Origin of the sequence: Streptomyces sp. NBC_00876, from assembly GCF_045207435.1 — a bacterium.
Lineage (GTDB): Bacteria > Actinomycetota > Actinomycetes > Streptomycetales > Streptomycetaceae > Streptomyces.
The window spans coordinates 3,409,785-3,434,736 of record NZ_CP108800.1 but is presented as its reverse complement, the minus strand read 5'-3'; the positions used below and the strand labels follow the sequence as shown (position 1 = coordinate 3,434,736).

The 24,952-nt window shown below is 70.8% G+C and carries 23 protein-coding genes; 14 read left to right on the top strand and 9 right to left on the bottom strand.

All coding sequences use genetic code 11. The annotated features are described in order from the left end of the window. Positions 1 to 52: 52 nt before the first annotated feature. Complete coding sequence (locus OG782_RS14980; protein ID WP_406451130.1) at positions 53 to 1,600, top strand: MFS transporter; 1,548 nt, start codon at positions 53 to 55, stop codon at positions 1,598 to 1,600. Between the two features lie 202 nt (positions 1,601 to 1,802). Here the strand turns inward: OG782_RS14980 and OG782_RS14975 are convergent, their stop codons facing one another. Next, positions 1,803 to 2,570 (bottom strand): DUF6227 family protein, encoded by a 768-nt coding sequence (locus tag OG782_RS14975; RefSeq protein ID WP_406451128.1) that lies wholly within the window; start codon positions 2,568 to 2,570, stop codon positions 1,803 to 1,805. A 162-nt stretch (positions 2,571 to 2,732) separates the two neighbouring features. Continuing rightward, positions 2,733 to 3,953 carry a P1 family peptidase gene (locus OG782_RS14970; protein ID WP_406451126.1) on the bottom strand — a complete coding sequence of 407 codons (1,221 nt, stop codon included), beginning with the start codon at positions 3,951 to 3,953 and terminating at the stop codon, positions 2,733 to 2,735. 212 nt (positions 3,954 to 4,165) lie between these two features. Here OG782_RS14970 and OG782_RS14965 point away from each other — a divergent pair, with 212 nt between their 5' ends. The 6 genes from OG782_RS14965 to OG782_RS14940 all read left to right on the top strand — a co-directional run bounded on the left by OG782_RS14965 (position 4,166) and on the right by OG782_RS14940 (position 9,665). Beyond that, positions 4,166 to 5,323, top strand: coding sequence for an MFS transporter (locus OG782_RS14965; protein WP_406451124.1), 1,158 nt, complete (start codon positions 4,166 to 4,168; stop codon positions 5,321 to 5,323). Then, positions 5,320 to 7,644 (top strand): molybdopterin oxidoreductase family protein, encoded by a 2,325-nt coding sequence (locus OG782_RS14960; protein ID WP_406451122.1) that lies wholly within the window; start codon positions 5,320 to 5,322, stop codon positions 7,642 to 7,644. Before OG782_RS14965 ends, OG782_RS14960 begins: the two co-directional genes overlap by 4 nt. A gap of 7 nt (positions 7,645 to 7,651) precedes the next feature. Next, entirely contained in the window at positions 7,652 to 8,254 is a 603-nt protein-coding gene (locus OG782_RS14955) for a 4Fe-4S dicluster domain-containing protein (RefSeq protein WP_024489583.1), read from the top strand. Continuing rightward, positions 8,251 to 8,937: a Rieske (2Fe-2S) protein gene (locus OG782_RS14950; RefSeq protein ID WP_406451120.1), complete on the top strand. Its 687-nt coding sequence runs from the start codon at positions 8,251 to 8,253 to the stop codon at positions 8,935 to 8,937. The genes OG782_RS14955 and OG782_RS14950 overlap by 4 nt, the downstream gene beginning before the upstream one ends. Further along, positions 8,934 to 9,320: a hypothetical protein gene (locus tag OG782_RS14945; RefSeq protein WP_406451118.1), complete on the top strand. Its 387-nt coding sequence runs from the start codon at positions 8,934 to 8,936 to the stop codon at positions 9,318 to 9,320. Before OG782_RS14950 ends, OG782_RS14945 begins: the two co-directional genes overlap by 4 nt. A gap of 132 nt (positions 9,321 to 9,452) precedes the next feature. Then, positions 9,453 to 9,665, top strand: coding sequence for a hypothetical protein (locus tag OG782_RS14940; protein ID WP_406451116.1), 213 nt, complete (start codon positions 9,453 to 9,455; stop codon positions 9,663 to 9,665). A gap of 43 nt (positions 9,666 to 9,708) precedes the next feature. On the opposite strand, the gene OG782_RS14935 is transcribed toward OG782_RS14940, so the two are convergent. The 6 genes from OG782_RS14935 to OG782_RS14910 form a co-directional block, all read right to left on the bottom strand. After that, a complete protein-coding gene (locus OG782_RS14935; RefSeq protein WP_406451114.1) occupies positions 9,709 to 10,221 on the bottom strand; it encodes an MscL family protein in 513 nt (170 codons plus the stop codon). A gap of 123 nt (positions 10,222 to 10,344) precedes the next feature. After that, entirely contained in the window at positions 10,345 to 10,848 is a 504-nt protein-coding gene (locus OG782_RS14930) for a hypothetical protein (RefSeq protein WP_406451112.1), read from the bottom strand. A 432-nt stretch (positions 10,849 to 11,280) separates the two neighbouring features. Further along, complete coding sequence (locus OG782_RS14925) at positions 11,281 to 12,129, bottom strand: S-methyl-5'-thioadenosine phosphorylase (protein WP_406451110.1); 849 nt, start codon at positions 12,127 to 12,129, stop codon at positions 11,281 to 11,283. Positions 12,130 to 12,253: 124 nt separating this feature from the next. After that, a complete protein-coding gene (locus tag OG782_RS14920; RefSeq protein WP_406451109.1) occupies positions 12,254 to 12,622 on the bottom strand; it encodes an FmdB family zinc ribbon protein in 369 nt (122 codons plus the stop codon). Positions 12,623 to 12,688: 66 nt separating this feature from the next. Beyond that, positions 12,689 to 13,972 carry an MFS transporter gene (locus OG782_RS14915; protein ID WP_406451107.1) on the bottom strand — a complete coding sequence of 428 codons (1,284 nt, stop codon included), beginning with the start codon at positions 13,970 to 13,972 and terminating at the stop codon, positions 12,689 to 12,691. Between the two features lie 303 nt (positions 13,973 to 14,275). Beyond that, the gene (locus tag OG782_RS14910) at positions 14,276 to 15,868 is read right to left on the bottom strand and encodes a potassium/proton antiporter (protein WP_406451105.1); all 1,593 of its coding nucleotides are present in this window, start codon (positions 15,866 to 15,868) and stop codon (positions 14,276 to 14,278) included. Positions 15,869 to 16,144: 276 nt separating this feature from the next. On the opposite strand from OG782_RS14910, the gene OG782_RS14905 reads away from it, so the two are divergent. Beyond that, a complete protein-coding gene (locus OG782_RS14905; RefSeq protein ID WP_406451103.1) occupies positions 16,145 to 18,895 on the top strand; it encodes a penicillin acylase family protein in 2,751 nt (916 codons plus the stop codon). Positions 18,896 to 18,912: 17 nt separating this feature from the next. Here OG782_RS14905 and OG782_RS14900 read toward each other — a convergent pair whose 3' ends face one another. Beyond that, a complete protein-coding gene (locus OG782_RS14900) occupies positions 18,913 to 19,497 on the bottom strand; it encodes a 5-formyltetrahydrofolate cyclo-ligase (protein WP_406459081.1) in 585 nt (194 codons plus the stop codon). 107 nt (positions 19,498 to 19,604) lie between these two features. Here OG782_RS14900 and galU point away from each other — a divergent pair, with 107 nt between their 5' ends. The 6 genes from galU (at position 19,605) to glpR (ending at position 24,916) form a co-directional block, all read left to right on the top strand. After that, positions 19,605 to 20,507, top strand: coding sequence for a UTP--glucose-1-phosphate uridylyltransferase GalU (galU, locus tag OG782_RS14895; RefSeq protein WP_406451101.1), 903 nt, complete (start codon positions 19,605 to 19,607; stop codon positions 20,505 to 20,507). 4 nt (positions 20,508 to 20,511) lie between these two features. Further along, positions 20,512 to 21,822, top strand: coding sequence for a gephyrin-like molybdotransferase Glp (gene glp / locus OG782_RS14890; protein ID WP_406451099.1), 1,311 nt, complete (start codon positions 20,512 to 20,514; stop codon positions 21,820 to 21,822). 122 nt (positions 21,823 to 21,944) lie between these two features. Further along, a complete protein-coding gene (gene moaC / locus OG782_RS14885; RefSeq protein ID WP_406451097.1) occupies positions 21,945 to 22,445 on the top strand; it encodes a cyclic pyranopterin monophosphate synthase MoaC in 501 nt (166 codons plus the stop codon). Continuing rightward, the gene (locus OG782_RS14880) at positions 22,442 to 22,966 is read left to right on the top strand and encodes a molybdenum cofactor biosynthesis protein B (protein ID WP_406451095.1); all 525 of its coding nucleotides are present in this window, start codon (positions 22,442 to 22,444) and stop codon (positions 22,964 to 22,966) included. Before moaC ends, OG782_RS14880 begins: the two co-directional genes overlap by 4 nt. 17 nt (positions 22,967 to 22,983) lie before the next feature. After that, positions 22,984 to 23,598: a GNAT family N-acetyltransferase gene (locus OG782_RS14875; RefSeq protein ID WP_406451093.1), complete on the top strand. Its 615-nt coding sequence runs from the start codon at positions 22,984 to 22,986 to the stop codon at positions 23,596 to 23,598. A gap of 163 nt (positions 23,599 to 23,761) precedes the next feature. After that, positions 23,762 to 24,916: a gephyrin-like molybdotransferase receptor GlpR gene (glpR, locus tag OG782_RS14870; RefSeq protein ID WP_406451091.1), complete on the top strand. Its 1,155-nt coding sequence runs from the start codon at positions 23,762 to 23,764 to the stop codon at positions 24,914 to 24,916. The last annotated feature ends 36 nt before the right edge of the window (positions 24,917 to 24,952 follow it).

Here is a 24,952-nt window from a genome sequence, read left to right as displayed (position 1 = left end):
ATGCCCGTCCATTGGGCCACAACCTGACCTAATGGACGTTTAACTTCTTCATATGACTTCCTCCGCACCTCTGCCGTCGACGGCGGCCGCGCCCACGGTGTCCCCGGACCCGTCGGACCGCCGCCGGTGGTTCGCGCTGGCCATCGTGATGACCGCGGCCTTCATGGACCTGGTCGATGTCACGATCGTCAACATCGCCATCCCGAGCATCAAGCTGGACACCGGCGCCTCGTTCAGCTCGATCCAGTGGATCGTCGCCGGATACGCCCTGGCCTTCGCCGCCGGGCTGATCACCGGTGGCAGGCTGGGCGACATCTACGGCCGCAAGCGGGTCTTCCTCATCGGGATCGGCGGCTTCACCGTGGCCTCCGCGCTCTGCGGATTCGCCGCCAACCCGGAGATGCTGGTCGTCTCCCGTCTCCTCCAGGGAGGCACGGCCGCACTGATGGTCCCGCAGGTGCTGTCGATCGCGCACGCCACCTTCCCGGCACACGAGCGCGGCAAGGTCTTCGGTCTCTTCGGCGCGATCATCGGCCTCGGTTCCGTGTCCGGTCCGCTGCTGGGCGCGCTGCTGACCGAGTGGAACATCGCCGGTCTCGAATGGCGCCCGATCTTCCTGATCAACCTGCCGGTCGGCATCGCGGGGTTGATTCTGGGCCGTAGGTACATCACCGAGTCCAAGTCCCCGAAGGCGCTCCGCCTCGACCTGGTCGGTGTGGTGCTGGTGACGCTGGCGATGCTCATGCTCATCTACCCGCTGACCCGCGGCGAGGAACTGGGCTGGCCGCTGTGGGGCTATCTGTCGATGGCGGGCAGCATCCTCGTCTTCGGCGTCCTCGTGCTGTTCGAGCGGGCGAAGGCCCGCCGGGACGGTTCGCCGCTGGTCGAGCTGTCGCTGTTCCGGGTCAAGAGCTTCGCCGCGGGCATCGCCGTGCAGCTGACCTTCGGAATCGGCCTGGGCATCTTCTTCCTGGTCTGGACCCTGTACATGCAGGAGGGGCTCGGCTGGACCGCGCTGCGGGCCGGCACGACCGGTATCCCCTTCTCGATCGCCGTCTCGTTCGCCGCCGGGATCTCCGTACAGAAGCTGGTGCCGCGCTTCGGCCGCAAGGTGCTCCAGGCGGGGGCGCTGCTCATGATCGCCGGTCTGCTGCTCTACATCTGGGAGTCCGGCCACTACGGCATGGGGATCACGTCCTGGCAGATGGCGCTGCCCCTGGTGGTCATGGGCGTCGGCATGGGGCTGATCGCGGCCCCGCTGGCCGACGCGGTGCTGTCCGAGGTGCCCAAGGAGCACGCCGGATCGGCTTCCGGGCTGTTCAACACCGTGCAGCAGATGGGCAGCGCGCTCGGGCTCGGCCTGGTCTCGGTCGTGTTCATCGGGGCGATGAGCGACAAGCTGACGCCGCCGCAGATCGGCCCGGCGTTCGCCGACGCCTTCGAGCAGTCGCTGTGGTGGGTGGTCGGTGTGCTCGCGGTGATCTTCCTGCTGATGTTCGCGCTGCCGGCCCGGCCGAAGCAGCACGTGGAGGCCGGTGACGGTGATGTCGCCGCGGAGCCGTCCGGTGAGCCTTCCGGGGAGCCCGCGCTGACGCACTGAGCGGGCGGAGGACATGACGGTGCCCGCATCCCCGGGAAGGGGGTGCGGGCACTGCTGTGCCGGGGGAGCGGGCTCGCGACGCCCTGCGCGGTCAGCGGATGCGCGTGCGGCTCTCCATGGCGCCGCGGGCGGCGGATGCGCGTGCGGCTCTCCATGGCGCCGCGGTCAGCGGATGCGCGTGCGGCTCTCCATGGCGCCGCGGTCAGCAGATGCGCGTGCGGCTTTCCATGGCGCCGCGGGCGGCGTCCTCGTTGCCGTAGACCTCGCACATGTGGCGGCCGTCCGGCGTCGCGGTGTGCTCGACCTCCCACAGGCTCGTCTCGCTCCCGTCGAGGAGCAGGAAGGCGTGCTCGTACAGCGTGAAGCCCGCGTCCCGTCCGTCCACCTGGCACTGGCGGCCGAAGATCTGGGTGATGTGGTGGGCGAAGGCGGCCCGCAGCAGGTGGGCGGTCTTCTCGCCCGGCACGTCCCCGTTCTCCGCGCGGCGCAGTACCCGGCGGGCATGGTCGGCGGAGTTGTCCGGGGCGTACATCCGGGGGAGCGGGGCCGGTGGCGCGGCCATCAGGGCCGTGAGGATGTCCAGATCGGCCTGCGGCCCGCCGTCCCCGAAATCAGGGGCCTCGCAGAAGCCCCCGGTCAGCCGGGCGGCGGCGATGTGGACATCGGCCTCGTCGTCGTACAGCTCGTGCCGGGTGTCGGGCTGCGTGCCGTGCCGGGGGTCGGCGCTGTCCCGCGGACCGCTGTGCACCAGCTCCCACAGGGTGAACGCGGAACCGTCCGTCAGCAGATACGTATGCCGGTAGGTCTCGCGGTGCAGGGCGGAACTGTGGTGCGAGGAGTGCAGGGAACTGCTGTGGGCGAGCGCGGTGCAGAGCCGCTCCACCGTACTGTCGGGCAGGTCGAACGAGTTGAGAGCCCGTCGCAGGAGTCGCTCGAGGTGCTGCTCGGTTGTCTCGTACGGATCGCTCAAGGTGCTTCTCCAGGCCGTCGCCGCGTGTTACTTGGTGCGTGCTTAACGTAGTCCCTGGGTCTGACATCGTGACCGGGGTTACGGAAAACGTACGCCGCACGCAGAAGGTTCCCCAAGATTGCGCCCGAACTTCCTTGCGGGGAAGGTGAGTCGGTTGCCGGGTCACTGTCGTTCGGCTGCTGTTTCCGGACGAGGTCGTGTGCCGTAGAGATCGCCGTAGGAGAGGTATGTGCCGCCGCCCCCGGCGCCGTTGACGCCCGTGGCCGCCCGTACGGCCTTCACGATGGCGCGGGTCACGGCCTCCGCGCCCGCCACCAGCAGGTCATTGAGCGCGATCGGGTTCTCCGGGTCCAGCGTCCGCCCGCCGGTGGCCAGCGCGAAAACGGTGTCCCCGTCGGTCAGCAGATGTACGGGCCGGATGGCGCGTGCCAGCCCGTCGTGCGCCGTGCCCGCGAGTTTCTGCGCCTGTGCGCGGCTCAGGCCGGCGTCCGTGCCGACGACGGCGAGCGTGGTGTTGAGCGGGGGGCGCGTGTTCGCGTCGTGCGCCTGCGCCAGGCGCTGTCGCGCCGTGTCGTGGACCTCCGGTGCCGGGGCGACGGCCGGTTCGGCGCCGCCGTACTCCCCGTACAGCACGCCGGTACGGGGATCGAGAACCGAGCCGGCGGCGTTCACCACGACCAGCGCGCCCACGGTGATCCCGGACGGCAGCAGGACGCTCGCGGTACCCACCCCGCCCTTCAGCTGCCCGGCGACCGCACCCGTACCCGCGCCGACGCATCCCTCGGCGACCGGTGCGCCCTCGGCCGTGCGCGCGGCGTCCTCCACGGCGGCCCGGCCGGTCGACGCGTCGGGCCTGGCCCGCCAGTCGCCGCCCCGCCCCAGGTCGAAGACGCAGGCCGCCGGGACCACCGGAACGACCTGGGACGGATCGGCGCCGACCCGTACGCCGCGCCCCTGTTCCTCCAGCCAGGCCATCACCCCGGCCGCCGCGTCCAGGCCGTACGCGCTGCCGCCGGTGAGAACCACGGCGTCGATGTGCTGCACCAGATTGCGCGGGTCGAGCGCGTCCGTCTCCCGGGTGCCCGGACCGCCGCCGCGCACATCGACGGCCGCGACCGCGCCGCCCGGGGGAGCCAGGACCACGGTGGTGCCGCTCAGCGCACCCTCGCCCGCGAGGCGCGCGTGCCCCACGCGCAGCCCGGCGACATCGGTCAGCGCGTCCAGCCGGTCCGCCGGCTGCGGCTGCTTCGGTGAAGGGGTCGGCCGGTCTGCTGTCTGGGGCGGCTGCTTCGGTGAAGGGTCCAGCGGGTTCGCCGACTGCGGCTGCCGATCTGGCCGCTTCGGTGAAGGGTTCAGCGGGGCTGCGCTGTCCTGGCCGGTCATCCGTTGCTCCTCGGGGTGCGGTGGCTGACTGCGGGGGCCGTGCACGGTGAACGTACCCACCGTTGGAGGCGGAGGCGGAGGCGGAGGTGGAGCGGGTGGAGGCAAGGGGGAGTGTTCGGCCTGCCAGCTCTTACGGCGTCTGGCTGCGACGCGCTCACCCCGTAAGGTCATAGAACAGGACCAATGCCCCCACGCGACCCTACGGTGACGGGGTGACCGAGCCACCAGAAGCCTCTGCCGCAGCCGCGCAGCCCGCCCCCGGTGCCGGTGCCGGCGCCGGTTCCTCAGCCGCGGCCGGCGCCCCGCCGTCCGCCGGCGGATCCGACCGCCCCGGGGCCGCCGCCCCCCGGTCCGTCACCGCCCGTGCGACCGCGGCCGGTGTGGCCGTCTCCCTCCTGCTGATCGTGGCCATCGTGCTGGGCAGCAGGTTCCTGGAGAACTTCGACTCCGCGCTCCTGCCGTACGCCGTGGCCACGGTCTTCCTCGCCTTCGGCGTCGCCTACCGCTACACGGTCTGGGTCTCCGCGCCGGGCGCCCGGCGACTGCTCAGGAAGGGCTGGGGGAGTCTCTTCTCGGCCGCCAACTTCCGTAAGGCGCCCACCGCCCTGCCGAAGATGATCGCCACCTACCTCGGCTTCCAGAAGTTCCTCGGAGCCCGGTCCCACGCCCGCTGGGCCGCCCACCAGCTGATCTTCTGGGGCTGCATCCTCGCCTCGCTGATCACCTTCCCGCTGACCTGGGGCTGGTTCACCTTCACCTCGGGCAGCGGCTCCGGGCCCGGCTACGAGATGCGTATCTGGGGCTTCAAGATCATCGGCTTCGACTCCCTGGACATCCTCGGCTGGCTGATGTTTCACGGCCTGGACATCGCCGCCGTCCTCGTCATCCCCGGCGCCTCCTACTTCCTGTGGCGCCGGATGAAGGACCGCGGCGCCATCACCGGCCAGCGGTTCGGCTACGACCTGGTGCCGCTGATCGCTCTGATCGTCATCTCCGTGACCGGGCTGCTCCTCACCTTCTCCTCGATCTTCCTGCACGGCGGCGGATACGAATTCCTGGCGATCCTCCACATGGTGTCGGTGGTCTTCACCCTCATCTACATCCCGTTCGGGAAGTTCTTCCACATCGTCCAGCGGCCCGCGGCCGTCGGCATGCAGCTCTTCAAGTACGCAGGCCGGCAGGACCAGGAGGTCTTCAGCTGCCGCCGCTGCGAGGAACCCATCGACACCGCCCCGTACGTCGAGAACCTCCGCGGCACCATGCGCGACCTCAGCCTCGGCTTCGACGAGTGGGCCGAGTACTGCCCGCGCTGCAAGCGGGTGCTGCGCGGCAGCGCCTATCTCTCCCAGGTGAAGAAGGGCTTCAAGTGACCGCGGATCCGCGAGCGGCCGACACCCGTGCGGTCGTCCCCCTCGACCCCTCGCTCGCCCCGCCGGGCACCCGCGCCTTCCGGGACGCGGGCGGTATCCCCGCCGACCAGTGGCACGCCGACCAGAACGGCGAGACGCTCGTCCCCACCCACTGCTGCTTCTGCGGTGTCCAGTGCGGGATGTATCTGCGTGTCGACCGGGGCGGCAAGGTCTTCGGGGTCGAACCCCGCAACCACGACATCAACCGGATGCGCCTGTGCCCCAAGGGCATCAACGCGTATCAGCAGGTCAACCACCCCGACCGGCTCACCGCCCCGCTCATGCGCCGCTCCCGCGACGAGGACTTCCGCGAGGTCTCCTGGGACGAGGCGCTCGGCTTCACCGTCGCCGAGATCAAGCGCATCCAGCAGGCCCACGGCAACGACGCCTTCGGGCTGCTCGGCGGAGCCAGCCTGTTCTCCGAGAAGACCTATCTGGTCGGCAAATTCGCCCGGGTCGCCCTCAAGTCCCGGCACGTCGACTACAACGGCCGGCTCTGCATGGTCAGCGCGGCGGGCGCCAACAAACTCGCCTTCGGCATCGACCGGGCCGGCAACCCCTTCTCCGACATCCTGCTCACCGACTGCTTGCTGATCGCGGGCTCCAACATCGGCGAGTGCTTCCCTGTGATGACCCAGTACGTGTGGGGCGCCCGGGACCGAGGCGCCAGCCTGATCGTCATCGACCCGCGCGAGACGGCCATCGCACGGACCGCCGACATCCATGTCGCCCTCAAGCCCGGTACGGACTCGGCGTTCTTCAACTCCGTTCTCCATGTGGTCATCGAGGAAGGCCTCACCGACGAGGCCTATCTCGCCGCCCACGCCACCGGCTGGGAGGAGGTGAAGGCCAAGGCCGCCGAGTACCCGCCGTCCCGGGCCGCCGGGATCTGCGGGATCCCCGCCGAACAGATCGTCCAGGTCGCCCGCACCTTCGCCCGCGCACCCAAGGCCATGGCCTGGCACGCCCGCGGCATCGAGCACCACTCGCAGGGCGTCGAGAACTGCCTCACCGTGATCAACCTCTGCACCGCCACCGGACACATCGGCAAGCCAGGCGCCGGCTACGGCACCATCACCGGCCAGGGCAACGGGCAGGGCGGCCGCGAGCACGGCCAGAAGTCCGACATGCTGCCCGGCGGCCGCTCGATCACGAACGAGGAGCACCGCCGGCAGATCTGTGAGATCTGGGGCATCGAGGAGTCCGAACTCCCGCCCGCCGGAACCTCGATGATGGAAATGGTCTGGCAGATGCAGCGCCGCGAGATCCGCGGACTGATCGGCATCTGCAACAACCCCTTCGTCTCCCTGCCCAACTACAAGGTGGTCAAGGAGGGGTACGACGCCACAGAGTTCCACGCGCAATTCGACTTCTTCCTTTCCGAGACCGCCGCCAACGCCCATGTCGTCTTCCCCGTCACCACCTGGGCCGAGGACGAGGGGGTGATGGCCAACGCCGAGGCCCGTGTGGTCAAGCACAACAAGGCCCAGGACCCGCCCCCCGGTGTACGGACCGACACCTGGGTGATGTGCGAACTCGCCAGGCGCCTCGGCGCCGGCGACAAATTCGCCTTCGCCGACTCCCGCGAGGTCTTCGACGAGCTGCGGATCGCCTCCGCCGGCACCGTCAACGACTACTACGGCATCACCTACGAACGGCTGGAGGAGACCGGCGGCATCGCCTGGCCCTGCCCCTCCACCGATCACCCCGGCACCCCCCGGCTCTTCGAGGACGGCAGGACCTACCACCCCGACGGCAAGATCCATCTGCAGGCCGTCGAATGGCATGTGCCGATGGACCCGTACGACGACGACCACCCCATGTCCCTCACCACCGGCCGCACCGTCGCCCACTTCCTCTCCGGCAACCAGACCCGCCGCCTGGGCGCCCTCGTCGAACAGACCCCGCGCCCCTGGGCCGAGATCCACCCCTCCCACGGCTTCCGCAACGGCGAACCGGTCCGCGTCGTCACCCGGCGCGGCAGCGAGGTCTTCCCCGCCCTGGTCACCGAGGCGATCCGCCCCGACACCGTCTTCATCCCGTACCACTGGCCGGTCCCCACCGCGGCCAACGCGCTGACCATCGACGCCCTGGACCCCCGCTCCAAGATCCCCGAGTACAAGGTGTGCGCCTGCCGCATCGAGCACGCCGAGAAGATCGACGAGGTCCCCGCACCCCCGGTCGCGCCGGGCCATGTCGCCTACCCGGAGACCCAGGTCTCCCGCACCGACCCGCTGCCCCCCTCGTCCCCGCAGGGCCGCGGCACCTCGGAAAGGAGCTGATGCCCGGATGATGGGCAGAACGATCTTCATCGACCCGGGGCGCTGCATCGGCTGCCAGGCCTGTGTCTCCGCCTGCCGGGAGTGCGATTCGCACCGCGGCAAGTCGATGATCCACCTCGACTACACCGACGAGGGCCAGTCCGTCGCCTCCCTTCCCACGGTCTGTATGCACTGCGAGGACCCCGTCGCCCCCTGCGCCGAGGTCTGTCCGGCCGACGCGATCCTGGTGACCGCGGACGGCGTGGTGCAGCAGGCCGACACCACCCGCTGCATCGGCTGCGCCAACTGCGTCAACGCCTGCCCCTTCGGTGTCCCGAAGATCGACCTCCAGGCGAAGCTGCAGATGAAGTGCAACCTCTGCTACGACCGCACCGCCTACGGTCTCGCCCCCATGTGCGCCACCGTCTGCCCGACCGGGGCGCTCTTCTACGGAACCGTCGAGGAACTCCAGGCCGAACGGCCCGGCGTTCAGGTCGCCGACACCTTCGTCTTCGGCGAGAGCGAGGTCCGTACCGGCGTCGCCATGGTCGTCCCCGCCGACCGGGTCCAGTGGCCGGTGCCGGGCGGTCTGCCGGTCGTGGAGATCAACGGGAAGGACGTCCGCCGATGAGCGTCACCGAACAGCCGCCCTCCGGCGACCCGCGCGAGGCCCTCCACGACCGGATCGCCGCGGACTCCCTCACCACCCGCCGTGACTACCTGCGGATCGTCGCCACCGTCTCCGGAGGTCTCGCCGTCGGCGGTCTCGGTGTCGCGGGAGGCATGCTTCCGCGCCACGGCGACCCCGACGACGGCAAGGCACCCGCGCCGAAGCGGATCAGCGCCCAGCTGCTGCCGGGGGAGTCCGTCACCTTCCGCTACCCGGACGGGGAGGACCGCGCGGTCGCCGTCCGGCTCAACGACGGCACCCTCGTCGGATACTCGGCGATCTGCACCCACCTCGCCTGCGCCGTGCTCTGGCAGAAGGACCGCGGCTCCGAGGGGGAGCTGTACTGCCCCTGCCACGAGGGCGTCTTCGACGCCCGCACCGGTGAGGTCACCGCCGGGCCGCCGCCCCGCGGGCTGCCCAAGGTGGTCCTCACCGAGCAGACCGACGGTTCCATCTGGGCGGTCGGCACCACCCACTCCGGCGAGAGCATCGAGCACGGGCTGTGCCGCCAGCTCGGCGAGGACCGTCCGGACCTCGCCTCCCGCATCGGCTGCCCCGGAGCCCGCGGGGGCGCCGAGGCCCCCGGAGTCGGCGGCTCCCGTACCGCGCCCACCGCTCCCGAGACCCCCGGCAGGCGGACATGAGCGACGCCCCGCAGCCCACGGGCCCGCACAACCCGCACTACCCGGAGTACCACCCGGGCAGTGCGCGGCCCGAACTCAACCGTCCCGTCCACGAGCGCTACCCGCAGATCCGGTCCACCAGCGGCTACGGAGACCCCCGCGTCCGCCACACCGGGCCGGGGCCCGGAGCCGGCAGTGACCAGGAACCGGAGCGGTCCTCGAAACTGACGGCCCGGCTGACCCTGGCCATGACCGTCGTCACCGGGCAGCTGTGGGGCCTGACCGTCATCATCGACGAATGGATGGAGGGCAACTCCGGCACCGCATGGTGGGGCGCCGGTTTCCTCTGTCTGTCGTTCCTCGTCGTACTCGGGCTCTGGTGGCTCGACCCGAAGGACCGCTGACCGCCTCCCCGCCCCGGCAAGCCGCCGCCCTGCGGACCGCGGTCACGCACCGACGGGCGTCCCTGCCCCGGAGCGTGACCGCCGCCCTGCGGACCGCGGTCACGCTCCGACGGGCAGTCGTACCCTGGAGGTATGAGTACCGCCCCCGCTCCCGGACCGCGCGATTCGGAGCCGACCTCGCCGGACCGGCCCAAGCCCAAGCCGGCACTGATCTTCGACGATCCGCTGGACCAGCAGTCCTCGGACGATACGGACCGGGGGTGGGGCGAGCGGGCCCCGTCCGGCGCCGGTGGCGCCGCGGATCTCGCGCGCTTCCTGGACGAGAAGCCGCCGCACCACATCTGATGGAGCACCCCGCGGCCCGGCACGGGCCGCTCGGCCCCGTGTGCTACTCCTGGCGGCCGGGTCCAGGGTCCTCGCCGCGCATCCCGCCGGCCGGGCCGCTGCGCTGCGCGACCAGGGTGTCGCGGATCTCCTTCAGCACCTCCAGCTCGCTCACCTCCAGCGTCTCCTGCACGCCTTCCTTCGCCGCCTGCATGGCGGCCCTCCTGGCCAGGTACTTCGCCATCGGCAGGACCATCAGGAAGTAGACGACCGCAGCCGTGATCACGAAGCTGAGGGCGGCGCTGAGCACCGAACCCCACAGGATCCGGATGCCCTCGCTGACCTCGCCCGTCCTCGGGTCCGTCACACAGGGGCCCTTGAGGCAGGAGCTGTAGCTCTCCAGATCCTTGGTGCCGAACGCACCGACGAGCGGGTTGATGACGCCCCTGACGATCGCGTTCACGACGTTCGTGAACGCGGCGCCGATGACGACGGCGATCGCCAGGTCGATCACATTGCCACGCAGCAGGAAGGCCTTGAAGCCGTCCAGCAGATTGACCTTCTTCTTCTCGCTCACGCGTGAGTCGTCCTTCGTATGTGCTGTAAAGGGAGCAAACCGCTCCGCAACTTACGGCAGTACGAGAGGAATCCACCCTATCCGTGGCTGATGTCAGGTGACGTGATAGTTCGTCAGTACGAATCAGCACAGAATCACCGCAAGTCCGGCCGAGATGCCCGCGCCGGCCAGCACCGCGGCCGTCGCCCGCTCCACGGACAGCACGATCAGCGCGCCGTTCTCCGCGGAACTCTCGGCGGAATCCGGCGGAACCCGGTCCACCCGCACGCCCTTCGCCAGCACCCGGGCACGGGCCCCGGCGTCACCGGACGCGATCACGTCGACCCGGTCTCCCGGCCGCAGCAGCCGGACGGTCGCCGCGTCGGCGATCCGGACGGGCGCGGACACCAGCCGGGGCGGTGGCGATGCCCGCAGGGGCGGTGGCCATCGCGTCGCGGAGCCGGCCGCGGCCGCCGCCCCGTGCCCCGCGCCGCCGGTCCCGTCTCCGGTTCCGTCTCCGCTCGTGCTTCCGCTCCCGCCGATCCCCGAAGCGGCCAGCGCGGCAGCCGTCAGCGCCAGCCCCGCGGCCATGGCCCGCCGCTGCCGCCACACCGCCCGCCGCAGCCGGTGTCCACTGCCCCCGCGCACCCGCAGCGGAGGAAAGGCCGGCACACCGCACGGAGCCGGTGCGGGCGGGGGAAGGGGAGGAGGCGTGGGCGGGGAACCGGAAGGGGACGTGGACTGCGGAGACACACACTGCGGAGACCTGGAGGGGCTGTATGGAGACATGCCGAACACCGCCTGCGGTAAGGGAGTTCAGAGTGCGGAGGGCCGCCCCGTATCGGGTCGTTCCGCATGGACATCCCTCACGATCCAGCACCTGCGCGATTCCCGCTGAGCCCTGTGGACGGCGCACACGATGTGGAAAACTCCCTCACCCGCGCGTGGCCTCACCCGCGCGTGGCCCCATCCGCGCGTGGCCCCATCCGCGCGTGGTCCCACCCGCGGGCGGCCGGCCCCCGCCGGGCTCGCCCCCGCCACGGCGCCCGCCGGGCCCACCCCGGCCAGGTTCCCCCCGCCCTACGGCAGCTCGATCCCCGTATCGAGCCCGTCCAGCGCGTGCGCGCACAGGCAGTCGCGGTCCGCCTCCGCGGGCAGCGCGGCCACCGCGTCGAAGAGGACCGAACGCAACCGGTCGACATTGGCCGCGAACACCTTGAGCACATCGCCGTGGGAGACGGCCTCCCCGGCCTCGGCGCCCGCGTCCAGGTCCGTGACCAGCGTCAGCGTCGTGTAGCAGAGGCCCAGCTCGCGGGCGAGCACGGCCTCGGGGTGCCCGGTCATCCCGACCACCGACCAGCCCATCGCCGCATGCCAGCGCGATTCCGCCCGGGTCGAGAAACGCGGCCCCTCGACGACCACCAGCGTCCCGCCGTCCAGCGCTTCCCAGTCCCGTCCGCGGGCCGCGGCGAGGGCGACCTTGCGGCCCTCGGGGCAGTACGGGTCGGCGAAGCCCAGATGCACGACGTTCGGCGTCGCGCCGTCCGCCCTGGTCTCCCCGTCGTAGAAGGTCTGGACACGCGTCCTCGTGCGGTCGACCAGCTGGTCCGGCACGATCAGTGTTCCCGGCCCGTACTCCGGCCGCAGCCCGCCCACCGCGCACGGGCCGAGCACCTGACGTACGCCGACCGAGCGCAGCGCCCACAGGTTGGCCCGGTAGTTGATGCGGTGCGGCGGCACATGGTGGCCGCGCCCATGACGGGGGAGGAAGGCGACCCGGCGGCCGCCGATCTCGCCCAGGAAGACGGAGTCGCTCGGCGCTCCGTAGGGGGTCTCCACGCGAACCTCGGTGACGTCCTCCAGGAAGGAGTACAGCCCCGAACCGCCGATCACACCGATCTCCGCCGAACCGTTCTCTGCGTTCACCATGCGGTCACATTAGGCGCTGGCCGAGCGGTCACCGCAGCCGGGCGGAAAACGCCGAGGACCCCGCCGAGTGAATCAGCGGGGTCCCGGTGAAGAGATGGAGCGGGTGAACGTCCGTGCAGGCGGCTCAGGCCGCGGACGAACCACTCGACGAGGACGACGTCGAAGAAGACGACGTCGCGGAAGAGCTGGACGAACCGGAGGACGACGACGGGGAAGACGACGACGAGGACGACTTCGCGTCCGATCCCGTCGAGGACGACGATCCGGAGCCCGAGGCCTTCGCAGCGGCCGGCGCCGGCGTGCTGCTCGACGAGGAACCGCGGCTGTCGTTCCGGTAGAAACCGGACCCCTTGAAGACGATGCCGACCGCCGAGAACACCTTCTTGAGGCGTCCATCGCAGCTCGGGCACACCGTCAGGGCGTCATCGGTGAACTTCTGCACCGCTTCGAGGCCCTCGCCACACTCGGTGCACTGGTACTGATAGGTCGGCACTTGTTCCTCCTGGCACTCTGACTCAATGAGTGCTAACGACGCTCCATACTGACGTATTCCGCTGGATCAGTCCACCGTGACGGGTCCGCGGTGACCGATGCCACGTGCCACGGTCCGCCCCGCAACCTTCGGTGCGAGCCGGGAACGCAGGCTCACCAGGGTCACCAGCGCCAGCACCGTGCCCACCAGCGGCACCAGGAATCCGGTGCTCGCACCATGGGCGTCCGCGAGCTGACCGGCCACCGTCACCGCGCCCGCCTGGCCGAGCGCGACCGCGCCCGTCAGCCAGGTGAACGCCTCGGTCCGTGCCGTTCCAGGGACCAGTGCCTCGACCAGGGTGTAGCCGCTGATCAGAGCGGGTGCGATGGAGAGGCCGACCAGCAGCCCGAGTCCGGCGAGCAGCGGTACGGAGTGCACCGCCCACAGGCCCGACGCGGTCAGGGTCAGCGCCGCGTATCCGGCGATCAGCCGGCGCCGCGGGCCGGTCTTCCAGGCGATGGCCCCGCAGGCGATACCGGCCAGCATGTTGCCGGCCGCGAAGATCCCGTACAGCAGCCCGTTCGCGCCGGGGCTTCCGATCTCCTCGGCGAAGGCGGTCAGGGATACCTGCATACCGCCGAAGACCGCGCCGATCCCGAGGAAGGCCACCGCGAGCACGCGTACGCCGGGTACGGAGAGTGCGGAGGCGTGCCGCTGGGCACCGGGGGACGAGGTGTTGCGCACCGCGGGCTGGGTGGCGCGCTGGGCGGCGAAGAACAGGCCGCCGACCAGGGTCAGGGCGGCCTCGGCGATCAGTCCCGCCGCCGGGTGCACTCCGGTGCACAGCGCGGTGGCGAGGACGGGGCCGATGACGAAGGTGAACTCGTCCGTCACCGATTCGAAGGCGGCCGCCGTCGACATCAGCGGCGAGGCCTCCCGGCCCGGTGCGGCCCCGAGCACGGCCGCCCAGCGGGCGCGCACCATCGGGCCGATCTGCGGGACGGAGGCGCCTGTCGGTACGGCCGCGGCGAACAGCGCCCACATCGGGGCGTCCGCCAGCGCGAGCGCCGTCAGGGCGGAGACGGAAACCGTGTGTACGAGAACGCCCGGCAGCAGCACGGCACGCTGGCCGAAGCGGTCGGCGAGCTTGCCGGTCTGCGGTGCGAAAAGGGCCATGGAGACCCCGGTCACCGCGGCGACGGCGCCTGCGCTCCCGTACGAGCCGGTGGTGTGCTGGACCAGCAGGACGATGCCGATGGTCAGCATGGCGAAGGGCTGCCGTGCGGCGAAGCCCGGCAGGAGGAAGGTCCACGCACCCGGGGTGCGCAGCAACTGCCCGTATCCGGGGCGGTCGGAGACCGTGGACGCCACGGTCCGTGCCTTTCTGCCGCCTGGTGGCCGTGCTCCTGCGGGGGCGGGCCGGCACGTGGGTGCGGCCCGGTCAGGAGATGCCGAGAGCTGTCCTCTTCGCGCGGAACTGCGGTAGATGCCGGGCGCTCGCAGCAGAGGCGGAGGACGCCACGACCGCCATACGGTCGCGCCAGCTCTGCGTCAGGCAGAGTTGGTGGATCAAATAGGTCGATCTAGGTTTTCTTCATGCTACAGGCAAAGCCTCTGGCGCACCTGTGATTGTGCGCAACCCGACCCCCGTCACCTGTGAACGCGGGTGCGTCCTCAGTGGTGCGCCTTCGCCTCGTGTCCCTCCGCCTCGTGTTCCCCGGCCTCCCGTGACCGGGCGCTGTGCTTCTTCGCCCCGTCGGTCCTGCCCAGCTTCTTCACGGCCTTGAGCGCATTGGCCACGTGCGGCCCGGTGAGGGGTTCGCCGGTACCGGCGCTCTCGCCGGTCCCCAGCCAGCCGGCCAGCTTGCCGCCCTCGCCGATCGCGCGCAGCCGGGCCTCCGTCGCGTCGCGCACGGGATCGGTCGTCACGACCAGCAGTTCATCGCCCCGGCGCAGCACGGTCGAGGGCGCGGGCACGAAGCTCTTGCCGTCCCGGACGATCAGCGTCACCGCCGCTCCCGCAGGCAGGCGCAGTTCGCCGACCTCGACGCCGTGCATCTTCGATTTCGCGGGGATGGCCACGGAGAGCAGATGTCCGCGCAGCCGCTCCAGGGGCGCCGACTCGATGCCCAGGTCGGCCGCCTCGGACGGGTCTTCGGCGATCTTGAGGGCCTTCGCGAGCCAGGGCAGGGTCGGTCCCTGGATGAGGGTGTAGACGACGACGAGTACGAAGACGATGTTGAAGACCCGGGTGGAGCCCTCGATTCCGGACACCATGGGAATGGTCGCCAGGATGATGGGCACCGCGCCGCGCAGTCCGGCCCAGGACATGAGGGCCTTCTCCTGCCAGGGCAGCCGGAAGGGCGCCAGCGAGATGAAGACCTCCAGCGGCCGGGCCACCACGGTCAGCACCAGTCCCACGACGATGGCGGGCCAGAAGTCGTCGACCAGGTCGTGCGGGGTGACCAGCAGTCCGAGCAGGACGAACATGCCGATCTGGGCCAGCCAGCCGAGCCCGTCGGCGAAGCCGCGGGTGGCGGGCCAGTGCGGCAGCTTGGCGTTGCCGAGGATCATCGCGGCGAGGTAGACGGCGAGGAATCCGCTTCCGTGGAGCATCGCGCCCGCCGCGTACGCGGACACCGCGATCGCCATGACCGCGATCGGGTAGAGGCCGGAGGCGGGCAGTGCCACATGACGCAGTCCGTACGAGCCGAGCCAGCCGACGGCGACGCCCACGGCGACGCCGATGGCCAGCTCCAGGGCTATCTCGCCGACCAGTACGTACCAGCTGTCGACCGGGCCCACGGTGGAGAAGGCCACCACCAGGATCACCACGGGGGCGTCGTTGAAGCCGGACTCGGCCTCCAGGACGCCGGTGACCCGGGCGGGCAGCGGCACCTTGCGCAGGACGGAGAAGACCGCGGCGGCGTCCGTGGAGGAGACGACCGCGCCGATGATCAGCGCCTGCCGCCATTCCAGCCCGACCAGATAGTGCGCTCCGGCCGCTGTCACGCCCACGCTCACGCCGACGCCCACGAGCGAGAGGACCACGGCCGCGGGCAGCGCGGGTCTGATCTCTTTCCACTTCGTGCCGAGGCCGCCCTCGGCGAGGATCACGACCAGGGCCGCGTACCCGATGACCTGCGTCAGTTCCGCATTGTCGAACTTGACGTCGAAGAACCCGTCCTGCCCCATGGCGATCCCGATGCCGAGGTACAGGAGCAGGCTGGGGAGCCCGCTGCGGGACGAGATGCGGACCGCGGCCACCGCGACGAGCAGGACGAGTGAGCAGACGAGCAGGAGTTCGTTGAGCGCGTGGACAGTCAGTGGCCGGTCCTTCCCTGCGTACGCCTGCCGGATCGTCTTCCGGTGGCCGGTACTTCGTTACCTTACCTAATCTTTAACGTTTTCTTGATGCGTTCGAGTATTCGTGCGATCGCTACGCAATTCGAACCATCCCGATACCGCGTCGGACCGGCCTGGACGCTGCGCCTATGGTTGCTCCTGCACTCCCAGGACCACCCTGCCCCTCGAAGGACAGCGATGCCCGCCAACACGACCGCCCCTTCCGGCTCCACCGGTACCGCCGGCGGCGGGCCGCGAAAGAAGAAGGGGCGACGCGCCCGCCTGATCCTGATCGTCCTGGTGCTGGCGCTTGTCGCGGGTATCGGTTACGGAACGTACTGGTCCGTATCCACCGTGCGGGCCTCGTACCCGCAGACCAGCGGGACGATTCAGCTCGAAGGCCTCGACAGCAATGTCGAGGTGAAGCGCGACAGCTACGGAATCCCGCAGATCTACGCGGACACCGACGCCGACCTGTTCCGTGCCCAGGGCTTCGTCCAGGCACAGGACCGCTTCTGGGAGATGGACGTCCGCCGTCATATGACGGCCGGCCGGCTCTCCGAGATGTTCGGCTCCGGCCAGGTCGAGACGGACTCCTTCCTGCGCACGCTGGGCTGGCGCAAGGTCGCCCAGGAGGAGTACGACACCGTCCTGTCCGAGGAGACGAAGAAGAACCTCCAGTCGTACGCGGACGGGGTGAACGCCTATCTCGAGGGGCGCGACGGCAAGGACATCTCCGTCGAGTACGCGGCCCTCGGCTTCACCAACGACTACAAGCCGGTCAAGTGGACGCCGGTCGACTCCGTGGCCTGGCTGAAGGCCATGGCCTGGGACCTGCGCGGCAACATGCAGGACGAGATCGACCGCTCGCTGATGACCAGCAGGCTCGACGCGTCGAAGATCCAGGACCTGTACCCGCCCTACCCGTACGACAAGCACAAGCCGATCGTCGGCCAGGGCGCGATCTCCCCCGTCACCGGGAAGTTCGACCCCGAGGCGACGCCGTCCGACGGCATCGGCACAGCGACCGCGCAGGATGCCACGCAGGGCCTCACCACCCAGCTCGGCGCGCTCTCCGACACCCTCGACGAGATCCCCGCGCTGCTGGGCCCCAACGGCACCGGCATCGGGTCGAACTCCTGGGTGGTCTCGGGGCGGTACACGACCACGGGCAAGCCGCTGCTCGCCAACGACCCGCACCTGGCTCCGCAGCTCCCCTCGCTCTGGTACCAGATGGGGCTGCACTGCCGCGCCGTCTCGGAGACCTGCCAGTACGACACCGCCGGCTACACCTTCTCCGGAATGCCCGGCGTGATCATCGGCCACAACCAGGACGTCGCCTGGGGCTTCACCAACCTCGGCGCGGACGTCACCGACCTCTTCCTGGAGAAGGTCTCGGGCGACGGCTATCTGTACGACGGCAAGGTGAAGCCGTTCACCACCCGCGAGGAGACCATCAAGGTCGCGGGCGGCGCGGACCGGCACATCACCGTCCGTGAGACCAACAACGGTCCGCTGGTCTCCGACCGCAGCAGCGAGCTGGAGAAGGTCGGCCAGAAGGCGCCCGTCACCAACGCCGCCCCCGACCGGGCGGACGGTTACGGGGTGGCGCTGAAGTGGACCGCGCTGGAACCGGGTCACTCCATGGACGCCGTCTTCGAGCTCAACCGGGCCAAGGACTTCCCGTCCTTCCGCGCGGCGGCCGAGCACTTCGAGGTTCCCTCGCAGAACCTCATCTACGCCGACACCAAGAACAACATCGGCTACCAGGCGCCGGGGAAGATCCCGGTCCGCAAGTCCGGTGACGGTACGATGCCCAGCCCCGGCTGGTCCTCGTCGTACGGCTGGAAGAAGGACCCGATCCCGTTCGACGAGCTGCCGTACGAGTACAACCCGAAGCGCGGGTACATCGTCACCGCCAACCAGGCCGTGATCGACGAGGACAAGTACCCGTACATGCTCACCAAGGACTGGGGCTACGGCTCCCGCAGCCAGCGGATCAACGACCTCATCGAGTCGAAGACCAAGGGCGGCGGGAAGATCTCGACCGAAGACATGCAGAAGATGCAGATGGACAACACCAGCGAGATCGCCGCGCTGCTGGTGCCCGAGCTGATGAAGATCAACATCTCGGACAAGGACGTCCGCGAGGCGCAGAAGCTGCTGGAGGGCTGGGACTACACCCAGGAGGCCGACTCGGCGGCCGCCGCGTACTTCAACGCGGTCTGGCGCAACATCCTCAAGCTGGCCTTCGGCGACAAGCTGCCCAAGGAGATGCGCGTCAAGGGCGAGTGCCTCAATGTGCCCCCGGCCAAGAGCTCCGGTCCGGTCGACGAGCAGGACAAGCTGGTACGCGAATGCGGTCAGCGCGACCCCGACTCGGCGCAGCCGGACGGCGGCGACCGCTGGTACCAGGTGGTCGCGAACCTCATGGACAAGCCGGACAGCGACTGGTGGAAGGCGCCGGCGAACCGCAAGGACCGGGCGACCGACAACCGCGAGGAGCTCTTCGCCCGTGCCATGGAGGACGCCCGCTGGGAGCTGACCGCCAAGCTCGGCAAGGACATCACCACCTGGAACTGGGGCCGGCTGCACCAGCTGACCCTGAAGAACCAGACCCTCGGTACGGAAGGGCCCGGACTGCTCCAGCGGGCACTCAACCGGGGACCGTGGAACCTCGGCGGCGGCGAGGCCGCGGTGAACGCCACCGGCTGGAACGCGGCCGGCGGCTACGAGGTCGTCTGGGTTCCGTCGATGCGCATGGTCGTCAACGTGGGGGACTGGGACAAGTCCCGCTGGATCAACCTCACCGGCGCCTCCGGGCACGCGTTCAGCGCGCACTACACCGACCAGACCGACAAGTGGGTCAACGGTGAGCTGCTCGGCTGGGCCTTCGGTACGAACGCGGTCGCCTCGGCGACCAAGGACACACTGACGCTGAAACCGTAGGGCCGGGCCCCGGCGCCTCAGTCACCGCTGAAGCGCCGGGGGCCCTGCGGTGTCACCACGGCGTCCACGGGGTGGTCGTGCGGTTCCTCCGGGACCCGCGCGGCCACCTCGTCGCCGTAGAGCAGGACGACCAGCGCGGGGTGGGCGCCGGCCGCCGCGAGCCGGGCCAGCACCCGGTCGTAGCTGCCGCCGCCGCGGCCGAGCCGCATGCCGCGCCCGTCCACCGCCAGACCGGGCAGCAGCACCACGTCCGCGTCCAGGACCGCGTCGGGGCCGAGCCGCTCCCCGCCCGGCTCCAGGAGCCCGCGACCGGCCGGCAGCAGCCGCTCGGCGCCCTCGTACGGCGCCCAGTCCAGGTCGTTGTCCGGCAGGAGCACCGGCAGCAGCACCCGTACGCCCCGCGCGCGCAGCGCGTCCAGCAGGTCGCGCGTACCCGGTTCGCGCCCCACCGAGACATAGGCGGCGACGGTGCGGGCCCGGGAGACCTCGGGGAGCGAGAGGGCTTCACGCGCCAGAACCGCGGCGGCCCGCTCGACGTCCTCCGGGGTCAGGAGGCGTCGTGCGGCGAGCAGTTCGCGCCGCAGCAGCGCCTTGTCGGACATGTTGGTGTTCAACCTGTCACCCATAGATCTCTCGTACCGGCACGGATGAGTACAAAGTTAATCGGAGCCTCATCTTCCGCCCATGTACGCCGGTTAGGGTTCTGCGCATGACTCGGTCGAAACCCAGGATCAGCAAGGCGGTCATTCCGGCGGCGGGCCTCGGAACCCGCTTCCTGCCGGCCACCAAGGCCACTCCCAAAGAGATGCTGCCCGTCGTCGACAAGCCTGCCATCCAGTACGTCGTCGAGGAGGCGGTGGCCGCCGGGCTCTCCGACGTACTGATGATCACCGGTCGCAACAAGCGGCCCCTGGAGGACCACTTCGACCGCAATTACGAGCTGGAGTCGGCGCTCACCCGCAAGGGCGACGCCGAACGGCTGCGCAAGGTCCAGGAGTCGAGCGACCTCGCCGCCCTGCACTACGTCCGCCAGGGCGACCCCAGGGGCCTCGGTCACGCCGTGCTGTGCGCGGCGCCGCACGTCGGCGACCAGCCGTTCGCGGTCCTCCTGGGCGACGACCTCATCGACCCGCGCGACCCGCTGCTGGCCCGGATGGTGGAGATCCAGGAGCGCGAGGGCGGCAGCGTCATCGCGCTCATGGAGGTCCCGCCCGAGCTGATCCACCAGTACGGCTGCGCGGCCGTCGAGGCCACCGCCGAGAGCGACGTGATGCGCATCACGGGCCTGGTCGAGAAGCCGGAGCCGGCCGACGCGCCCAGCAATCTCGCCATCATCGGCCGCTATGTCCTGGACCCCGCGGTCTTCGGCATACTGCGCAGGACCGAGCCGGGCCGCGGCAACGAGATCCAGCTGACCGACGCCCTGCAGCTCCTGGCCGAGGACGAGAGGGCCGGCGGACCCGTGCACGGCGTCGTCTTCAAGGGACGCCGCTATGACACCGGTGACCGGAGCGACTACCTCCGTGCCATTGTCAGACTCGCGTGCGAACGTGAAGACCTGGGCCCGGAGTTCCGGACCTGGCTCCGCAGATACGTCACCGAGGAGATGTAGGACCTTGAGCAGCACCATCTGGTCGGTGGACGAGCACCTGGAAGACATCCTCGCCGCAGTGCAGCCGCTCGAGCCCATCGAGCTGCAACTGCCCGAGGCCCAGGGCTGCGTCCTGGTCGAGGACGTCGTGGTGGAGATCGCCCTGCCGCCCTTCGACAACAGCTCGATGGACGGTTACGCGGTCCGCGTCGCCGATGTGGAGGGTGCCACCGAGGAGTTCCCGGCGGTCCTCACCGTCATCGGGGACGTGGCCGCGGGCGACGACGGCCTCGGCGCCGGCCGGCGCGTGGGACCGGGAGAGGCCGCCCGCATCATGACCGGCGCCCCGCTGCCGGAGGGTGCCGAGGCCGTGGTCCCGGTCGAATGGACCGACGGCGGTACGGGCGAGGGCCCCGCCGCCACGATGCGCGCCCACAGCGCCGCCCCCGAGGGCGCGGGCGGCGAGGTCCGCGTGTACCGTCCGGCCGCGGCCCGCGCCCATGTCCGGGCCCGCGGCAGCGATGTACGCCCCGGCGATATGGCGCTGCGCGCCGGCTCGGTGGTCGGGCCGCCGCAGATCGGCCTGCTGGCCGCGATCGGCCGCTCGACGGTGAAGGTGCGTCCCCGGCCGCGTGTCGTCGTCATCTCCACCGGCAGCGAACTGGTCCAGCCCGGCGAGAAGCTGACCGGGGGACAGATCTACGACTCGAACAGCTTCGCGCTGACGGCCGCCGCGCGCGACGCCGGGGCGATCGCCTACCGGGTCGGTGCCGTCACCGACGACGCCGAGACGCTCCGCGCCACGATCGAGGACCAGCTGATCCGCGCCGACATCGTCGTCACCACCGGCGGCGTCAGCGTCGGCGCGTACGACGTCGTCAAGGAGGCCCTGTCCTCGGTGGGCGACGAGGACGAGCCGGGCAGCGGCATCGACTTCCGCAAGCTCGCCATGCAGCCGGGCAAACCGCAGGGCTTCGGCTCCATCGGCCCCGACCACACCCCGCTGCTGGCGCTGCCCGGCAACCCGGTCTCCAGTTACGTCTCCTTCGAGCTGTTCGTACGGCCCGCGATCCGCACCCTGATGGGCCTGCCGGAGGTCAACCGCCCCACCGCCAGAGCCACTCTGGTCACCGACAAGGCCCTGTCCTCGCCGGCCGGCAGGCGCCAGTTCCTGCGCGGGACGTACGACGCGGAGGCGGGGACCGTCACGCCTGTCGGAGGTTCCGGATCGCATCTGATCGCCGCGCTCGCCCAGGCGGACGCGCTGATCGTGCTGCCCGAGGACGTGACCTCCGCCGAGCCCGGCGCGGACACCGAGGTGATCCTGCTCCGCTGACCGGCGCCCGGTGGCGGTACGGTGTCTGCCGCTGTGCCTTCCGGGGGACACCCCCCGGACCCCGGACCTGCACCCCGGTGCAGCACCGGGGCAACCGGCGCCCTACCGCTAGGCGGAGTTAGTTGAGTACGCAGAACAGGCTGACGCACATCGACGAGGCGGGGGCCGCCCGCATGGTGGACGTCTCCGAGAAGGACGTCACCGCGCGCGTCGCCCGCGCCAGCGGCCGGGTCCTCGTCTCGCCGCGTGTCATCGAGCTGCTCCGGGGCGAGGGCGTCCCCAAGGGCGACGCCCTCGCGACCGCCCGCATCGCCGGGATCATGGGGGCCAAGCGCACCCCGGACCTGATCCCCCTCTGTCACCCCCTCGCCGTCTCGGGCGTCACCGTCGACCTCGGGGTGGCCGACGACGCGGTGGAGATCACGGCCACCGTGAAGACCACGGACCGCACCGGCGTGGAGATGGAGGCCCTGACCGCGGTGTCGGTCGCCGCGCTCACCGTGATCGACATGATCAAGGCGGTCGACAAGTCCGCGGTGATCACGGACGTCCGGGTCGAGACGAAGTCGGGCGGCAAGTCCGGCGACTACCAGCGCACCGCAACCGGCGGAGCGGACGCATGAGCACGCCGGGGGCGTCACAGGCCCCGTCCGCCTACCGCGCCCTCGTGGTGACCGCGTCGAACCGGGCGTCCGCCGGGGTCTACGCCGACAAGGGCGGCCCCCTGATCGCCGAGGCGCTGACCGCGCTCGGCTTCACGGTCGACGGCCCGCGGGTCGTCCCCGACGGCGACCCGGTCGAGCAGGCCCTGCGGGACGGGGTGGCCGCCGCGTACGACGTCATCGTGACCACCGGCGGTACGGGCATCTCGCCCACCGACCGCACGCCCGAGGCCACCCGCCGGGTCCTGGACCACGAAGTCCCCGGCATCCCCGAGGCGATCCGCGCCGAGGGCCGGGACAAGGTCCCCACGGCCGCGCTCTCGCGGGGCCTGGCAGGTGTGGCCGGCCGCACCCTGATCGTCAATCTGCCCGGCTCCACCGGCGGGGTGCGCGACGGGCTCGCGGTCCTGACCCGTCTCCTGGTGCACGCCGTCGACCAGCTGCGCGGCGGCGATCACCCCCGACCCGGGAGCCCGAGCTGAACGTCCCGACCTGGCCGGTGATCCTGGTGGACGGCGATGTCGCCCTCCGGCCGATAAGACTGCGCGACCAGCGCGAGTGGCGCGAGGTCAACCGGCGCAACCGGGACTGGCTGCGCCCCTGGGAGGCGACCGTGCCGCCGCCCGCCCCCGGCGCCCCGGTGGCCCAGCGGCCCACGTACCGGCAGATGGTCCGCCATCTGCGCGCCGAGGCCAACGCCGGCCGGATGCTGCCTTTCGCCATCGAGTACCAGGGGCGGCTGGTCGGCCAGCTGACCGTCGCCGGGGTCACCTGGGGCTCGATGTGCTCGGGGCACATCGGCTACTGGGTGGACCAGGAGGTGGCCGGGCGCGGGGTGATGCCGACCGCGGTCGCTCTCGCCGTCGACCACTGTTTCCGCGCGGTCGGACTGCACCGCATCGAGGTGTGCATTCGCCCGGAGAACGGGCCCAGCCGGCGGGTCGTGGAGAAACTCGGATTTCGCGAGGAGGGCCTTCGCCCCCGCTATCTGCACATCGACGGTGCCTGGCGCGACCATCTGATCTACGCCCTCACCGCGGAGGAAGCCCCCGACGGGCTGCTCCGGAGGTGGCACCGGGCACGGCCGGACCGTCCGGAACACCACCAGAAATGAAATGTGTGTTCGAAATTGATCAGGGTGCGACTGCTAACGAACGCACTATCGCCGACTGCTGATCTGAACAATCACAAAAAAAGTCCGTGATATCAGCCGGATCGTGCGACACACCGTGTCAATTGGCGGATGCCTCCGCGCAAACCCCTCTACGGTGTGAGATGTGAGCAGCAGCGGCCTCATCTACGCAGTCATCGTCGGGGCCTGGGCCGCCTACTTGGTGCCGATGTGGCTCCGCAGGCAGGACGAGCTCAACGAAGCCCGTCCGACGGAACGCTTCAGCACCGCCATCCGGCTGCTGTCCGGACGGGCGGCGATGGAGCGCCGGTACGCCAAGGGGCTGCAGGAGCGCACCGACGACGATGCGGCGCCCGACGCCGACCCGGACGCAGTCACGGACCGAATGGATTCCGCCGACGTCCGGGCCTTTGCCGCGCCTCCGTCGCACACCGAGGCCCGGGTTCACGACCCCGCCCGTACGCCGGAGCGCGCGGCGGACAGCCGCCCGGCCCGCGACCGGCCGGCGTCCCCCTCCGACTCCCTCGTACCCGCGTCCGCCCGGCGCCCGCGCCCCGGCGGCATCGACGCAGAGCGCGCCCGGCGTGCACAGCGCACGCAGGTACTGGCGCGCCGCCGGCGCACCACCGTCGTCCTCTTCCTCGGCTTCACGCTCGGCGCGGTCGTCGCGGCGGTCGGCGGCCTCCGCCTCCTCTGGGCCCCCGCGGTTCCCGCGGTACTGCTGAGCACGTACATCGTGCATCTGCGGGCCCAGGAGCGGCGCAGGTTCGCCTTCACCATGGACCGGCGCCGGGCCGAGGTGGCGGCGCAGCGGCTCCGCGAGAGCCGCCCCCGCCGGCACCAGCCGGCCGCGACGGCCCCCGCCGAGTCCGACGAGGACCCCGAAGCGCGTCACCCCGCCCCCGAGCCCACCCCCACGGTCTCCCCGCAGGAGGCCGGCCGCCGTGCGCTGGTCGAGCAGACGGACCACGCGGAGTGGGTCGACCAGCAGCGCGAACGGGGCCCGGTCCAGGGCGACAGCTGGGAGCCGGTCCCGGTCCCGCTGCCGACCTACGTCACCGCCCCGGTCGCCCCTCGCGCCACGGGCGGCATCGAGGTCGGCAACCCGGAGACCTGGAGCGCGGCCCGCTCCAGCACCGCCGAACCCACCCAGCCGGCCGCCCCGCAGACCGCGGCGCCCCCGGTGGATCCGGCGCCACGCCAGCGCTCCAACCAGTCCCGCCGCTCCCGCGACCGGGGCCGGACCCCTCTCTTCGACCAGTACGACGAAGAGAGCCGCCCCCGCGCCGCCAACGAGTGAGACGCCCGCCCCGCACGCTGCGACACCGACTCGGCT